The organism is Pseudomonas aegrilactucae, assembly GCF_019168305.1.
GTDB lineage: Bacteria > Pseudomonadota > Gammaproteobacteria > Pseudomonadales > Pseudomonadaceae > Aquipseudomonas > Aquipseudomonas aegrilactucae.
The window spans coordinates 1-12,491 of sequence record NZ_JAHTBI010000014.1 but is presented as its reverse complement, the minus strand read 5'-3'; the positions used below and the strand labels follow the sequence as shown (position 1 = coordinate 12,491).

Annotated in this window: 10 protein-coding genes, 5 tRNA genes and 1 riboswitch; of the genes, 13 read left to right on the top strand and 2 right to left on the bottom strand. The window is 59.5% G+C overall.

Annotation, left to right across the window (positions count from 1 at the left end; genetic code table 11):
- The first annotated feature begins 9 nt into the window (after positions 1 to 9).
- Genes astB through astE form a run of 3 tightly spaced genes read left to right on the top strand, consistent with a single transcriptional unit; the run spans position 10 to position 2,684 of the window.
- Positions 10 to 1,359 (top strand): N-succinylarginine dihydrolase, encoded by a 1,350-nt coding sequence (astB, locus tag KUO17_RS05530; protein WP_217974152.1) that lies wholly within the window; start codon positions 10 to 12, stop codon positions 1,357 to 1,359.
- Between the two features lie 14 nt (positions 1,360 to 1,373).
- Positions 1,374 to 1,664, top strand: coding sequence for a topoisomerase II (locus KUO17_RS05525; protein ID WP_217974150.1), 291 nt, complete (start codon positions 1,374 to 1,376; stop codon positions 1,662 to 1,664).
- A gap of 12 nt (positions 1,665 to 1,676) precedes the next feature.
- A complete protein-coding gene (gene astE, locus KUO17_RS05520; protein WP_217974148.1) occupies positions 1,677 to 2,684 on the top strand; it encodes a succinylglutamate desuccinylase in 1,008 nt (335 codons plus the stop codon).
- Positions 2,685 to 2,729: 45 nt separating this feature from the next.
- Here the strand turns inward: astE and KUO17_RS05515 are convergent, their stop codons facing one another.
- Positions 2,730 to 3,236 (bottom strand): 6,7-dimethyl-8-ribityllumazine synthase, encoded by a 507-nt coding sequence (locus tag KUO17_RS05515; protein ID WP_217974146.1) that lies wholly within the window; start codon positions 3,234 to 3,236, stop codon positions 2,730 to 2,732.
- A gap of 93 nt (positions 3,237 to 3,329) precedes the next feature.
- Positions 3,330 to 3,478: riboswitch (FMN riboswitch) on the bottom strand.
- Between the two features lie 213 nt (positions 3,479 to 3,691).
- On the opposite strand from KUO17_RS05515, the gene alaS reads away from it, so the two are divergent.
- From alaS to mgtE, 8 genes are all read left to right on the top strand, one after another.
- On the top strand, positions 3,692 to 6,310 hold the full coding sequence (alaS, locus tag KUO17_RS05510; RefSeq protein WP_217974145.1) for an alanine--tRNA ligase: 2,619 nt from the start codon (positions 3,692 to 3,694) through the stop codon (positions 6,308 to 6,310).
- Positions 6,311 to 6,403: 93 nt separating this feature from the next.
- Positions 6,404 to 7,639, top strand: a complete 1,236-nt coding sequence (locus tag KUO17_RS05505) for an aspartate kinase (RefSeq protein WP_217974143.1) — start codon at positions 6,404 to 6,406, stop codon at positions 7,637 to 7,639.
- 186 nt (positions 7,640 to 7,825) lie between these two features.
- Complete coding sequence (gene csrA, locus KUO17_RS05500) at positions 7,826 to 8,014, top strand: carbon storage regulator CsrA (RefSeq protein WP_003175645.1); 189 nt, start codon at positions 7,826 to 7,828, stop codon at positions 8,012 to 8,014.
- A gap of 72 nt (positions 8,015 to 8,086) precedes the next feature.
- Positions 8,087 to 8,177: transfer RNA gene (locus tag KUO17_RS05495), tRNA-Ser, on the top strand.
- 108 nt (positions 8,178 to 8,285) lie between these two features.
- Positions 8,286 to 8,362 (top strand) — tRNA-Arg (locus KUO17_RS05490).
- A 77-nt stretch (positions 8,363 to 8,439) separates the two neighbouring features.
- Positions 8,440 to 8,516, top strand: a tRNA-Arg gene (locus KUO17_RS05485).
- Positions 8,517 to 8,593: 77 nt separating this feature from the next.
- Positions 8,594 to 8,670: transfer RNA gene (locus KUO17_RS05480), tRNA-Arg, on the top strand.
- Between the two features lie 383 nt (positions 8,671 to 9,053).
- Complete coding sequence (gene mgtE, locus KUO17_RS05475) at positions 9,054 to 10,496, top strand: magnesium transporter (RefSeq protein WP_163950913.1); 1,443 nt, start codon at positions 9,054 to 9,056, stop codon at positions 10,494 to 10,496.
- Positions 10,497 to 10,568: 72 nt separating this feature from the next.
- Here mgtE and KUO17_RS05470 read toward each other — a convergent pair whose 3' ends face one another.
- Positions 10,569 to 10,895, bottom strand: coding sequence for an Arc family DNA-binding protein (locus tag KUO17_RS05470; RefSeq protein ID WP_158957685.1), 327 nt, complete (start codon positions 10,893 to 10,895; stop codon positions 10,569 to 10,571).
- A gap of 346 nt (positions 10,896 to 11,241) precedes the next feature.
- Between KUO17_RS05470 and phnN the strand changes: the two genes are divergently transcribed.
- Both phnN and KUO17_RS05460 read left to right on the top strand, forming a co-directional pair.
- Positions 11,242 to 11,838, top strand: coding sequence for a phosphonate metabolism protein/1,5-bisphosphokinase (PRPP-forming) PhnN (gene phnN / locus KUO17_RS05465; RefSeq protein ID WP_217974141.1), 597 nt, complete (start codon positions 11,242 to 11,244; stop codon positions 11,836 to 11,838).
- A 150-nt stretch (positions 11,839 to 11,988) separates the two neighbouring features.
- Positions 11,989 to 12,065 (top strand) — tRNA-Arg (locus tag KUO17_RS05460).
- Positions 12,066 to 12,491 lie beyond the last annotated feature (426 nt).

Sequence of the window (12,491 nt, the reverse complement as noted above, 5' to 3'; positions counted from 1 at the left end):
CCTTAGCCGATGAAATCGTTTGAAGTGAATTTTGATGGTCTGGTGGGACCGACGCACAACTACGGTGGGCTGTCGTTCGGCAACGTCGCCTCGCAGAGCAACAGCCAGCAGGCGTCGAACCCGCGTGAGGCGGCGCGCCAGGGCCTGGCGAAAATGAAGGCGCTGATGGAGATGGGCTTCCAGCAAGGCGTGCTGGCCCCGCAGGAGCGTCCTGATGTAGCGGCGCTGCGACGCCTTGGTTTTGCCGGCACCGATGCGCAGGTCATCCAGCGTGCGGCCAAAGAGGCCATGCCCTTGCTGGTGGCCAGTTGCTCGGCCTCGAGCATGTGGGTGGCCAATGCCGCCACCGTGAGCCCGAGTGCGGACACCGCAGATGGTCGCGTGCATTTCACCGCCGCCAACCTCAACTGCAAGTACCACCGCAGCATCGAGCACCCGACCACCAGCCGTGTGCTGGGGGCGATGTTCGCCAATCCGCAGCATTTTGCGCACCATGCGGCCTTGCCGGCCGTGGCGCAGTTCGGCGATGAAGGTGCGGCCAACCACACGCGCTTCTGCCGCGCCTATGGCGAGGCCGGTGTGGAGTTCTTTGTGTTCGGGCGCAGTGCGTTCGATGCCCGTTATCCATCGCCTCAGAAGTACCCGGCGCGCCAGACCCTGGAAGCCTCGCAAGCGGTTGCCCGGCTGCATGGCCTGAGCGATGAAGGTGTGGTCTATGCTCAGCAGAACCCGGCAGTGATCGATCAGGGCGTGTTCCATAATGACGTGATTGCGGTCGGCAACGGCGAGGTGCTGTTCTATCACGAGGATGCGTTCCTCGACACCGAGACGATGCTGGCCGAGCTGCAGGCTAAACTGGCCAGGTATGGCGCCGACTTCAAGGCCATCTGCGTGCCGCGTGCCCAGGTGACGGTGGAGGATGCAGTGCGCTCGTACCTGTTCAACAGCCAGTTGCTGTCGCGCGAGGACGGTTCGATGCTGTTGATCGTGCCGGAAGAGTGTCGCAACAACGAGCGGGTCTGGGCCTACCTGTCAGCGCTGACCAGTCAGGGCGGGCCGGTGGTCGAGGTCAAGGTGTTCGACCTCAAGCAGAGCATGCAGAACGGTGGTGGCCCGGCGTGCCTGCGCTTGCGTGTAGCGCTGAATGAAACGGAACTGGCGGCGGTCAACCCAGGGGTTATCATGACCGCGCCGTTGTACGACACCCTGACCCAATGGGTCGACAAACACTACCGCGACAGCCTGGCCGAACGCGACCTGGCAGACCCGCAGTTGTTGCTGGAGTGTCGCACGGCACTGGATGAGCTGACCCAGATCCTCAAGCTGGGTTCGGTGTATCCGTTCCAACTCCAACCTTGAAAGAGAATTCGATTATGTCCGACACCCTGCAGCTGATCCTTGAAGATGACGACGGTACCCAGCTGGAAACCTCCTGCACGCGTTTCGCCGTGCTCTGGCAGGGCAAGGAGGTATGGATCCAGCAGGACGGCCGCGGCCAGCTGCTGATCGGAGTGGACGTGGAAGAAGGCGATGCCGAATACGCCAACCTGCTGCTGCGTCCGCTGGCCACCAACCTGGTCAGCCTGCAACTTGAAATGGAGCCGGCCGATGCCGGTGAAGACGACGATCACGTCCACGGTCCCGATTGCGGGCACCAACACTAAGGAACAGCGCCCATGCTCGCCCTCGGCAAACTGCTTGAACTGACCCTTGCCGGTCGTGAACCGGCAGAGAAGACCCAGCTGACTGTCGAAGGCGTGCGCATGCGCTGGCTTGGGGAGGGCGCACTTGAAGTGAGCCCGCCGCAGGCTCGTGACAATGGCATGGACCTGCTGCTGTCTGCGGGCATCCATGGCAACGAGACCGCGCCGATCGAGCTGCTCGACGAACTCCTGCATGGTATTGCCAGGGGGGAGATCAAGCCGCGCACGCGAATCCTGTTCCTGTTCGGCAATCCCGAAGCGATGCGTACGGGGGCGCGGTACATCGAACACGATGTCAATCGGCTGTTCAATGGGCGTCATGAGCAGTCCAGTGGTGTGGAGGCATTGCGTGCCTGCACATTGGAGCGCCTGGCGACGACCTTTTTCAGTGTGCAGGGGCGCACGCGCCTGCACTACGACCTGCACACCGCGATTCGCGGCTCGAAGATCGAGCAGTTTGCGCTCTATCCCTACAAGGAAGGCCGTCAGCACTCGCGACGTGAGCTGGCGCGCCTGCGTGCTGCCGGCATGGAGGCGGTACTGCTGCAGAGCAAGCCGTCGATCACCTTCACCGCGTTCACCTACGAGACCCTCGACGCCGAAGCCTTCACCCTGGAGCTGGGCAAGGCACGACCGTTCGGGCATAACCGCGAGATCAGGCTGGAGCGGCTGCACACGCGGCTCAAACAGGTCATCGAAGGGAACGAACCGCCTGAGGGGGATGTGCTCGATGGCCTGCAGCTGTTCAGCGTGGCCCGAGAGATCATCAAGCACAGTGACAGCTTCCACCTGCACCTGCCGGCGGATATCGAGAATTTTTCGGAGCTGTCCAAAGGCTATCTGCTGGCCGAAGACCTGGCCGAGACGCGCTGGATTGTCGAGGAGGAAGGGGCGCGGATCATTTTCCCGAATCCCAAGGTCAAGAACGGGCTGCGTGCGGGGATTCTGATCGTGCCGGCCTCAGCCGAGCAACTGGGCTGAGGTTGAGGCCCCTTCGCGGCAAGGCCGGCGAAGGGGGCAGCGCAATCAGCCTGCCATCTTCTGCGGCACTTCATCGCGGCGCAGCGAGCGCAGCTTGAGCAGCGTGTCGGCACAGGTCACCGCCGCTTCCGCGCCCTTGTGCACGAAATGCTCGAAGAAGAACTTCTGGTGCTCGTCGCCGGCATGGAAGTGGTGCGGGGTCAGCACCACCGAGAACACCGGTACCTCGGTTTCCAGCTGCACCTGCATCAGGCCGCTGATCACCGATTGTGCGACGAACTCGTGACGGTACAGGCCGCCGTCCACCACCAGACCCGCTGCCACGATGCCGGCATAGCGGCCGCTACGGGCCAGCAGCTTGGCGTGCAGCGGGATTTCGAAGGCGCCGCCCACTTCATAAAAATCGATATCGCTCAGCTGATAGCCCTGCTTGGCCATCTCTTCGACGAAACCCTTGCGGCTCTGATCAACAATTTCCTTGTGCCAGCAGGCCTGGACGAAGGCGATGCGTTCGTTGTGGTGGCCTTTGCTGTCGATCGGGGTAGCTTGCATTGAAACGGACTCCTGTTTGTATGAGAAACAGGGCAGTGGATCGAAGGGGATTGTCGTTGCGCAGATGTGCAGACGCAGGCACTCACGTGCCGATCCCGCTCTCTCTTTATCCGGACTATGACCGTCGGCCCCGGGATCACACCGGGTCTGCTGACCTTGCAGGGTGACTGCAAGCGCTCGCGGGCTATGCGCAGTGCGCAATTACCGCCGGTGGGGAATTGCACCCCGCCCTGAGAACGTTGCCGCCAGTCGCTGGCGGCGCACGTGTTGTAGCACAGTTGTCGGTTAAACGTATAGCCTGCTAACTAAACCGCGCCGGATGAAGGTCATTTCATCCCTATTGCAGGTTTCTATCGTATAAACACACTGCAACAGGTCATCAGGCTAGATATAATGCGGCCCTTTGCCGTTGTTTCGTCAATTTGACGCAGGCCGCCGTTTCCGTGGAAGAACCTATGAAAAGCGCAGAAATCCGTGAAGCCTTCCTTCGCTTCTTCGAAGAGCAGGGACATACCCGAGTTGCCTCCAGCTCCTTGATTCCGGGCAACGACCCGACCCTGCTGTTCACCAACGCGGGGATGAACCAGTTCAAGGACTGCTTCCTTGGCCAGGAAAAGCGCGCCTACACCCGTGCGACCAGCAGCCAGAAGTGCGTGCGCGCCGGTGGCAAGAACAGCGACCTGGAAAACGTCGGCTACACCGCACGTCACCACACCTTCTTCGAGATGCTGGGCAACTTCAGCTTCGGCGATTATTTCAAGCGTGATGCCATCACCTACGCCTGGACCTTCCTCACCGGCGTGCTGAACCTGCCCAAGGAAAAACTCTGGGTCACCGTCTACGCCACCGATGACGAGGCGTACGACATCTGGACCCAGCAGATCGGTGTACCGGCCGAGCGCATGGTACGCATTGGTGACAACAAGGGCGCCCCGTATGCGTCCGACAACTTCTGGACCATGGGCGACACCGGCCCGTGCGGCCCCTGCACCGAGATTTTCTACGATCACGGCGCCGACATCTGGGGTGGCCCGCCAGGCTCGCCGGAAGAAGACGGCGACCGTTACATCGAGATCTGGAACAACGTCTTCATGCAGTTCAACCGCACTGCCGATGGCGTGCTGCACCCGCTGCCAGCGCCGTCGGTTGACACCGGCATGGGCCTTGAGCGCATCAGTGCGGTCATGCAGCACGTGCATTCGAACTATGAAATCGATCTGTTCCAGAGCCTGCTGAGTGCTTCGGCAGCAGCGATCGGCTGCAGCAATGATGACCAGTCCTCGCTCAAGGTCGTGTCGGACCACATCCGTTCGTGCGGTTTCCTGATCGCCGATGGCGTGCTGCCGTCCAACGAAGGTCGCGGCTACGTGCTGCGCCGCATCATTCGTCGTGCCTGCCGTCACGGCAACAAGCTGGGCGCCACCGGCAGTTTCTTCTACAAGATCGTCGCAGCGCTGGTCGCCGAGATGGGTGAAGCCTTCCCTGAGCTCAAACTGCAGCAGGCCAACATCGAGCGCGTGCTCAAGGCTGAAGAAGAGCAGTTCGCCAAGACCCTGGAGCAGGGCCTGAAGATCCTCGAGCAGGACCTGGCCGAGCTCAAGGGTGACGTGGTTCCGGGCGAGGTGGTGTTCAAGCTGTATGACACCTACGGTTTCCCTATGGACCTGACCGCCGACATCGCCCGTGAGCGCAGCCTGACCATCGACGAGGCAGGCTTTGAGCGCGAGATGGAAGCACAGCGTGAACGCGCGCGCTCGGCCAGTGCCTTCGGCCTGGACTACAACAGCCTGGTCAAGGTTGACGTGGCCACCGAGTTCACCGGCTACGCCACTACCGAAGGCGCTGCCAGCGTGGTCGCACTCTACAAGGACGGCAAGGCCGTCGAGCAGTTGGGCGAAGGCGAACAGGGCGTGGTGATCCTCGATCGTACGCCGTTCTACGCCGAGTCTGGTGGTCAAGTGGGTGACAGCGGTTACCTGCAGGCCGGCAACCTGCGTTTCGACGTGCGCGACACCACCAAGACCGGCGGTGCGTTCCTGCACCACGGCGTGGTCGCCACAGGCAGCCTGAAGGTGGGCGCCCAGGTCGAGGCCAGGGTCGATGCCGATGTGCAGCACGCCACCTCGCTGAATCACTCTGCCACCCACTTGCTGCACGCTGCGCTGCGTCAGGTGCTGGGTGAGCACGTACAACAGAAAGGCTCGCTGGTCGACAGCCAGCGCCTGCGTTTCGACTTCAGCCACTTCGAGGCGGTCAAGCCAGAGCAGCTCAAGGCACTGGAAGACATCGTCAACCGCGAAGTGCGCAACAACACCGAAGTCAAGACCGAAGAAACCGATATCGAGACCGCCAAGCAGAAGGGCGCGATGGCGCTGTTCGGCGAGAAGTACGGCGACAGCGTGCGCGTGCTGAGCATGGGCGGCGACTTCTCGGTCGAGCTGTGCGGTGGTATCCACGCCAAGCGCACCGGTGATATCGGTTTGCTCAAGATCATCAGCGAAGGTGGCGTGGCCTCGGGCGTACGCCGTATCGAGGCTGTCACCGGGGCTGCGGCGCTGGCTTACCTCAATGGCGCCGAAGAGCAGCTCAAGGAAGCCGCCCAGTTGGTCAAGGGCAGCCGCGAGAACCTGATCGACAAGCTTTCGGCGGTGATCGAGCGCAATCGCCAGCTTGAGAAGCAGCTGGAGCAACTGCAGGCCAAGGCCGCCAGTGCCGCCGGTGATGACCTGTCGGCCAGTGCGGTCGAGGTCAAGGGCGTCAAGGTGCTGGCTGCACGCCTGGATGGCCAGGATGGCAAGGCATTGCTGGCGCTGGTCGACCAGCTGAAGAACAAACTCGGCCGCGCAGTGATCCTGCTCGGCAGTGTCCACGAAGACAAGGTCGTACTGGTCGCAGGCGTGACCAAGGACCTGACTGGCCAACTCAAAGCCGGTGATTTGATGAAGCAAGCCGCTGCAGCGGTGGGCGGCAAAGGCGGTGGACGTCCGGACATGGCGCAAGGCGGTGGCGTGGATGCCGCGGCGCTGGACGCTGCACTGGCGTTGACTGTCCCATTCGTAGAACAGGGTGTCTGAGGCGCCCGGAGGCCCGCCGTCCAGTGGCGGGCCCTGGCGTTGAATGAAGAATGTGTTTATAGGGTGCCCTTCACGGGCTGAGGCGGCTTTGAAATGGCGTTGATCGTACAGAAATTTGGCGGCACCTCGGTTGGCACGGTCGAACGGATCGAGCAGGTCGCCGACAAGGTGAAGAAGTTCCGCGAAGCCGGCGATGACCTGGTGGTCGTGTTGTCGGCAATGAGCGGCGAAACCAATCGTCTGATCGAGTTGGCCAAGCAGATCAGTGATCAGCCGGTGCCACGTGAGCTGGACGTGATTGTGTCCACGGGCGAGCAGGTGACGATTGCCTTGCTGGCCATGGCCCTGATCAAGCGCGGCGTGCCTGCGGTGTCCTATACCGGCAACCAGGTACGCATTCTCACCGACAGTGCGCACAACAAGGCGCGCATCCTGCAGATCGACGATCAGAAGATCCGCGCCGACCTCAAGGCAGGTCGCGTGGTGGTGGTCGCTGGTTTCCAGGGCGTTGATGAGCACGGCAGCATCACCACGCTGGGGCGCGGTGGCTCCGACACCACTGGCGTGGCCCTGGCGGCTGCGTTGAAGGCTGACGAGTGCCAGATCTATACCGATGTCGACGGTGTGTACACCACCGACCCGCGTGTGGTGTCCCAGGCGCAGCGGCTGGACAAGATCACCTTCGAAGAGATGCTGGAAATGGCCAGCCTCGGGTCCAAGGTGCTGCAGATCCGTGCCGTCGAGTTCGCCGGCAAGTACAACGTTCCGCTGCGCGTACTGCACAGCTTTCAAGAGGGTCCGGGTACCCTCATTACAATTGATGAAGAGGAATCCATGGAACAGCCGATCATTTCCGGCATCGCCTTCAACCGCGATGAAGCCAAGCTGACCATTCGCGGTGTGCCGGATACCCCGGGCGTGGCGTTCGGGATTCTGGGCCCCATCAGTGCAGCGAACATCGAAGTCGACATGATCGTGCAGAACGTGTCGCACGATAACACCACCGACTTCACCTTCACGGTGCACCGTAACGACTACGACAAGGCGCAAAAGGTGCTGGGCGAAACCGCCCTCAAGCTCAATGCCCGTGAAGTGGTCGGTGACACCAAGATTGCCAAGGTCTCGATCGTGGGCGTGGGCATGCGTTCGCATGCCGGTGTTGCCAGTCGCATGTTCGAGGCGCTGGCCAAGGAGAGCATCAATATCCAGATGATCTCCACGTCGGAAATCAAGGTGTCTGTGGTCATCGAAGAGAAGTACCTGGAACTGGCTGTGCGCGCCCTGCACACCGCCTTCGAGCTCGACGCACCGTCCCGTCAGGGCGAGTAAGCGTCATTCCACCTGGGGGCGCGGCCTGGCCGCGCCCTTCGTGTTTTTGAGCAGTGCAAGAACGCTGTGGGTTCGCCCGCACTGGTCAATACTTAGGCGTAGGTCGACAACCGTTCCGGTTGTAGGTTGAAGCCCTTTTTTTTTGCAGACTGTTGTCCCTGAACTGAATTGCGTGAGGAGAAAGGTATGTTGATTCTGACTCGTCGGTGCGCAGAGAGCCTGATAATTGGCGATGGCGAAATCACCGTGACCGTGCTCGGCGTCAAAGGAAACCAGGTACGGATCGGCGTGAACGCGCCCAAGGAAGTGGCCGTGCACCGTGAGGAAATCTACCTTCGGATCAAGAAAGAGAAGGACGAAGAACCAAGCCTTTAATTTTTATCAGTATTTTTTAAAAAAAGGGTTTGCAAACGGGGAGGGCTCTGGTTATAGTACGCCCCGTGTTGCGGAGAGGTGGCCGAGTGGCCGAAGGCGCTCCCCTGCTAAGGGAGTATACCTCACAAGGGTATCGGGGGTTCGAATCCCCCCTTCTCCGCCATTATTCATGTAGGGCGCTGTAATCTTGCTTCAAACGCTAAGTCGTTGAAATTAAACGAAAAAGTAGTTGGCAAATCGATTAAGCGGTCTATAATGCGCGGCAACAAATGCACTCGTAGCTCAGCTGGATAGAGTACTCGGCTACGAACCGAGCGGTCACAGGTTCGAATCCTGTCGAGTGCACCATACGACGAAGTGGTTTCCAGTCTGGAAGTTGCCTCAGTTTCAGCCAGTGGTAATCTGGTCTATCAAATACCAACCCTGCACTCGTAGCTCAGCTGGATAGAGTACTCGGCTACGAACCGAGCGGTCACAGGTTCGAATCCTGTCGAGTGCACCATACGACGAAGCAGTTTCCAGTTTGGAGAGTGTTTCAGCTTCAACCAGAGGTGATCTGGTCTATCAAGCGCCAACCCTGCACTCGTAGCTCAGCTGGATAGAGTACTCGGCTACGAACCGAGCGGTCACAGGTTCGAATCCTGTCGAGTGCACCATACAACAGAAAGCCCGCTTTTTAAGCGGGCTTTCTGCTTTCTGTCATTTCACTTTTCCGTAAGACACGATGAATAAACTGTCATCGCTGCGCTTGCCGGCCTCTGCTAACTTTTCAGTCTTGAATGTGTTCTTTTCAGCGTGTTTGCCGTCGCACTGATAGAGCTTGACGTTGTCACAGCTTTATCTCGCAAGCGGTTGTTCTGGCCAATATTTTCAGCCCGCACTGCCCAAGCCGTGTATGATTGCGCCCGTCAGCCCCGCCGGGGCTTGTGGAATACCACCATGGACTTACCCAGTAGTTACTCAATAGCTTGTTTTGCCAATCACGATTTGACTGATTGATTCTCCTGGCGTGCTCCGCTGCTGGGAGTGGAGTACGCGTATGACTGAAAATGAAGTGAAAAAGTCGCAAGAGAGCCTGCAGGATCGCCTGGCCCAGGTGGTCGAACTGTTGCAGCGCCAACGTGTGGTCGAAGACCTGACGCACCGTCAGGAAGGCCATCACCAGGACCTGGTCGAAAACCTCGTACACCGCCAGAACCTGGTCGAGCTTCAACGCAAGCTCGATGACCTGCACTCCGCTGACGTTGCCTACATTCTTGAAGCCCTGCCGCTGGATGATCGCCTGACGGTCTGGCAGCTGGTCAAGGCCGAGCGTGACGGCGATATCCTGCTCGAAGTATCCGACTCGGTGCGCGAAACCCTGATCGCCGACATGGACGATCACGAGCTGCTCGCTGCCGCCAAGGAGATGGATGCGGACGAGCTGGCCGACCTTGCGCCAGAGCTGCCGCGCGATGTCGTGCATGAGCTGATGGAGACCCTCGACGCCCAGCAGCGTGAGCGTGTGCGCTCCGCGTTGAGCTACGACGAGGATCAGGTCGGTGCACTGATGGACTTCGAGATGGTGACCATCCGCGAAGACGTCAGCCTGGAAGTGGTGCTGCGCTATCTGCGTCGTCTAAAGGAGTTGCCAGGACACACCGACAAGCTCTTCGTGGTCGACTATGACGGCAAGCTAAAGGGCGTGTTGCCGATCAAGCGGCTGCTGGTCAATGATCCGGACAAGCAGGTTGCGGAGGTCATGGCCAGTGATCCGGTGAGTTTCCATCCGGATGAAGATGCCTACGATGCCGCGCAGGCGTTTGAGCGCTATGACTTGATCTCCGCGCCAGTGGTCGACAAGAGCGACCGCCTTATTGGTCGTCTGACCATCGACGAGATGGTTGACCTGATTCGCGAGGAAAGCGAGAACGAAGTCCTCAACATGGCGGGTCTGCGAGAAGAGGAAGATATCTTCGCGTCGGTCTGGCGCTCGCTGCGCAACCGTTGGGCATGGCTTGCGATCAACCTGATCACGGCGTTCGTGGCGTCGCGGGTGATCGGCCTGTTCGAGGGCTCCATCGAGAAACTGGTGGCGCTGGCGGCGTTGATGCCGATCGTGGCTGGTATCGGCGGCAACTCGGGGAACCAGACCATCACCATGATCGTCAGGGCCATGGCGCTTGACCAGGTAAGCCCCGGCAATACCGCGCGCTTGATGCGCAAGGAGCTTGCAGTAGGCTTGATCAACGGTCTGGTGTGGGGCGGCGTGATCGGTGTTGTTGCCTATCTGCTATATGGCAGCTGGTCGCTGGGTGTGGTGATGACGGCTGCGATGACCCTGAACCTGTTGCTCGCAGCGTTGATGGGGGTTCTTATCCCCATGACGCTGGCGCGCATGGGGCGCGATCCAGCGATGGGGGCGAGCGTGATGATCACTGCCATGACCGACAGCGGCGGCTTCTTCATCTTCCTCGGGTTGGCTACGGTGTTCCTCTTGTAGGTGTAGGGGGGGTGCCAGGCAGGCACAAAAAAAGCCAGCGAAAGCTGGCTTTTTTGTGGGTGCGGTGCGGTGTCAGGAAGCGTCCGCAGCCATCTCGGCGTCATGGGCTATCAACGAGACCAGGGCGTTTTGCTGGCGGTGGGACAACTGACGAAAGCGTTGCAGCAGTTCGCGTTCATGCAGGGACAGTTCCGGGCTGTCCAGGCGCATGCTCAGCTCATCGCCCAGTGCTCCTTCCTGAATAAGGCTCTGCTCCAGGCGGGCAATGATCTCTGAGTTCATGCTGCGGTGGTGGTTACGCGCAACCTCGGCAATGCGCTCACGCATTCCGTCTGGCAGGCGGACGACAAATTTGTCAGCGGTGCGGCTTGAGTAGATAGCCTGTTTCAATGGGCGCATATAATTGACCGGTTTAGTTCAGGGGGAAGCGGTTCTCGAAATCGGCCGCACGATGAGTGTTACGACCACCGTTAGGGCAAAATGTTCAACCTGAATTGTGAATGAGGTCCTAATCATGCCTCATTATCGCCGGTTCCTTGGCGTCAATTCTGTGACAAATATTGAACCGGATAAAGGCGTTATGCCAGTACCAATTATCAGAAATGCGCACTGGTTTGAAAAGATTTCATTTCCTGGGGTGCTCTGGGCTTTGGTGGCTGACGCTGACGCGAGCACCTGCCGGCAGAGAAGCTTGCAAAGCGCCTGAAATGTCGAAGCTTCCTTTCTATCTATGAGCATAGTGGCTATGCAGTATGACGCAAGCGGGGTGCCCGGGCATGTCTGGCCAAGGTTGATCTATTTGATGGGGCCGTCAGGCTCGGGCAAGGACAGTATGCTGGAGGCGGCGCGTGTGCAGTTGATGGCGCGTAACGTACGGACTGCACGTCGAGTCATCACCCGTTCGGCCGAAGCCGTCGGAGAAGATGCTGTGGGGGTGTCGCTGTCAGTGTTCGAGCAGATGTGTGCCTGTGGTGAATTTGCCCTGGCGTGGCGCGCCAATGGGCTGGCTTATGGGATGCCTGCTTATATAGAAGCATGGTTGGCGGAAGGCTGGCATGTGCTGGTCAATGGTTCGCGCGCGCACCTGGCGCAAGCTCGATCCAGATACCCGGATCTGGTGCCGGTCTTGCTCACTGTCAACCAGCAGGTATTGCGTGAGCGCCTGCTCAGGCGGGGCAGGGAGGATCACGACGCTATAGAGCAGCGCCTTGCACGTAACCAGCGCATCCAGCCGGTAGGGCAGGAAGGGGTTCTGCGGGTGGATAACTCCGACGGGCTCGATGATGCCGTGCGCCGTTTGCTGGGGGCGCTGTTTGCCGCTGGGGTAACAACATTGCCTTGAGTGCTGGGCTGGCGCATCGGATGCATCATCACTATTGCGCTCAGGCTGAAGCAGGCCACAGATAAAAAGCCAGATGGACGACATGACAAATCCTGGCGTGGTGGGTAACATGCTCGCCGTCTGGTGTGGATGCTTGTCTATCCTAGGCCTGTCTCAGTAGCTCAATTGGATAGAGCATCCCCCTCCTAAGGGGAAGGTTGGCAGTTCGAACCTGCCCTGGGACACCATTACAGTCAAAAGGCCCATGCGTAATGCATGGGCCTTTTTTGTTGTGCGCCAGGCATGGCGCGTTGCGCGTTGCGCGTTAGCGCAACCCGTTTGGCTGTGGTGGCTGAATGGGTGACTTGGAGGTGAAAGTCCTCTACTCGATTGCTCGGGGCTGAAGGGGTATGGGCATACCATCAAGGAATTCAAATTAGCGCTTGACGCCCCTTCAGAAGTCTTTATACTTCGCCCCACTTCCAGCGTAGTCGGAACCAAAAACTCCTTGAATATCAGCGAGTTGGGCGTTTCAGGTAGTGCTGGAAGTGCTTCGATCGAAAGATCGGAAGCGGTGAAAAAGGTGGTTGACGAGTTGGTTAGAACGCTGTAGAATTCGCCTCCCGCTAACGAGAGATCGAGGCGAGTCAAGTGCTTGAAGTTGAAAGAGAAAT

What these genes read in the sequence shown, in the direction of transcription:
- astB (WP_217974152.1), top strand. Translation starts at nt 10, where the DNA reads ATGAAATCGTTTGAAGTGAATTTTGATGGTCTGGTGGGACCGACGCAC.
- KUO17_RS05525 (WP_217974150.1), top strand. Translation starts at nt 1,374, where the DNA reads ATGTCCGACACCCTGCAGCTGATCCTTGAAGATGACGACGGTACCCAG.
- astE (WP_217974148.1), top strand. Translation starts at nt 1,677, where the DNA reads ATGCTCGCCCTCGGCAAACTGCTTGAACTGACCCTTGCCGGTCGTGAA.
- KUO17_RS05515 (WP_217974146.1), bottom strand. Translation starts at nt 3,236, where the DNA reads ATGCAAGCTACCCCGATCGACAGCAAAGGCCACCACAACGAACGCATC.
- alaS (WP_217974145.1), top strand. Translation starts at nt 3,692, where the DNA reads ATGAAAAGCGCAGAAATCCGTGAAGCCTTCCTTCGCTTCTTCGAAGAG.
- KUO17_RS05505 (WP_217974143.1), top strand. Translation starts at nt 6,404, where the DNA reads ATGGCGTTGATCGTACAGAAATTTGGCGGCACCTCGGTTGGCACGGTC.
- csrA (WP_003175645.1), top strand. Translation starts at nt 7,826, where the DNA reads ATGTTGATTCTGACTCGTCGGTGCGCAGAGAGCCTGATAATTGGCGAT.
- mgtE (WP_163950913.1), top strand. Translation starts at nt 9,054, where the DNA reads ATGACTGAAAATGAAGTGAAAAAGTCGCAAGAGAGCCTGCAGGATCGC.
- KUO17_RS05470 (WP_158957685.1), bottom strand. Translation starts at nt 10,895, where the DNA reads ATGCGCCCATTGAAACAGGCTATCTACTCAAGCCGCACCGCTGACAAA.
- phnN (WP_217974141.1), top strand. Translation starts at nt 11,242, where the DNA reads ATGCAGTATGACGCAAGCGGGGTGCCCGGGCATGTCTGGCCAAGGTTG.